General features: G+C 40.4%; 2 protein-coding genes. Both read left to right on the top strand.

What is annotated here, in order from left to right; all coding sequences use genetic code 11:
• The first annotated feature begins 321 nt into the window (after positions 1–321).
• On the top strand, positions 322–1338 hold the full coding sequence (locus tag MAS10914_RS35990) for a GUN4 domain-containing protein (protein WP_017318932.1): 1017 nt from the start codon (positions 322–324) through the stop codon (positions 1336–1338).
• Positions 1339–1374: 36 nt separating this feature from the next.
• Positions 1375–1674 (top strand): helix-turn-helix domain-containing protein (locus tag MAS10914_RS0126300; protein WP_017318931.1); only part of this gene is annotated, 300 nt, incomplete at its 3' end.

The following is a 1674-nucleotide window of genomic DNA, read 5'->3' as shown; positions in this document are numbered from 1 at the left end:
GAATTGGCGATTGCGCGAAGCGCAGTGCCCCTTGGGCAATCGCACGCTAAAAGTCACTTCGGCAAACAATTTGAGTATTTTCGGAGATGTCTATTGAAATGCATCAACCTAAAAATGAAGACTTGAAGTATCTTGTTTTGGCAAGTTTATCGTTCCATTTTTAGTTTTCGGCAATGTTATGGTTCCAATCGTTCAATTAGTGTTGCGATCGCCTCACGAAATAATGAGCATTACAGCCTCAGTAGCGGCAACATTATGGTTCCAGTCGCGGCAAGATTATAGGTATACCGACAGCAGTACTTTCAGGCTATCTTGCCCCTGGTGACAGCTTCGCTATATCTACGCCAAATAGAGAAAGCCATTAAACGGGCAGTAAAACGAGATTTATTTGATATTAGGATTAGAACGGCTATACGCCCTCAGGATATTCGTAGATCAATCGCAGAAGAACGTCCCCAAATAGTCCATTTTTGCGGACATGGGATGAAGGATGGCAGCTTGTTGTTAGAAGACGATGGAGGAAATCGCAAACCTGTATCACCAGAAAGTTTGGCAGCATTGTTTAGGTTACACGTTGATTATGTTAAGTGTGTATTACTTAATGCCTGTTATTCAGCCAAATCTGGAGAGGCGATTAGCCAATATATTAATTATGTAATTGGTATGAATCAGCCAATTGATGATAAAGCTGCTATTGTATTTGCTCAAGGGTTTTATGATGGGCTGGGGTATGACAACACAAATAATCAAGATGTTATTCAAAGAGCTTTTGACGAAGGTATAGTTGCTATTGGATTAGAAAACCTTTCACAAGAGCAGATACCAGTCTTATACACTAGCACCGATGAGCTTAGGATAGACTACACACAACTGCAAGATTTACTGAAATTAGGAGAATGGAAAAAAGCGGATCTACTGACTTTAGCTGTCATGCTCAAAGTATCTGGCAGAGAAAAAGAAGGTTGGCTTAATGACAAATCTATCAACAACTTTCCCTGCACTGATCTCTGTATGATTGACCAACTTTGGGTAAAGTACAGTAACGGAAACTTCAGCTTTAGTGTGCAGAAGCGCATTTGGGAAAGTGTAGAACAAGACTATTCAAAGTTTGGCTATCTCGTTGGTTGGCTTAAAAATAAGTACATATATTACGATCATCTAACTTTTAGTGCGAATGCCCCCCAAGGTCATCTCCCAGCGAGTTTAGCAGTAGCAATTTCACCGTTGCATCACTGGAATCCATTGGAAGCGTTCAGCTTTCAGTTCTACTCGACCGTCTCTTCTCTCGCGTCCAGGCTTAGAAAGTGTAATTGTAATACCAATTCACTAAAACTATGATACAGATAAAGAAGGAATAAATATCAACGAGCAAAGATGGCTGGAGTCACCAAAGTAGAAATATATGAGTCAGCAGAAGAATTACAGGAACTGCTGAGAAAACAAAAAATAGTATCAAGTCGTGAACGGATTCAAGCGTTGTATTTGCTGAAAATAGGTCATGTAAAAACAATACAGGATGTAGCGGTGGTGCTAGGGAGAGCAAGGGTAACGGTACAAAGATGGTTGAAGGACTATACCGAATCAGGAATAAAAGGTTTATTGTCAACGAAAAAGAGTCCAGGAAGACCGCCAATGATTAACTTACAAGCAAGAGAGCAGCTAGACAGAGAACTT

It is taken from the genome of Mastigocladopsis repens PCC 10914, assembly GCF_000315565.1.
Classification (GTDB): Bacteria; Cyanobacteriota; Cyanobacteriia; order Cyanobacteriales; family Nostocaceae; genus Mastigocladopsis; species Mastigocladopsis repens.
Note: the sequence above shows the minus strand (reverse complement) of the source record. Positions and strands in the feature narration are given on the sequence as shown.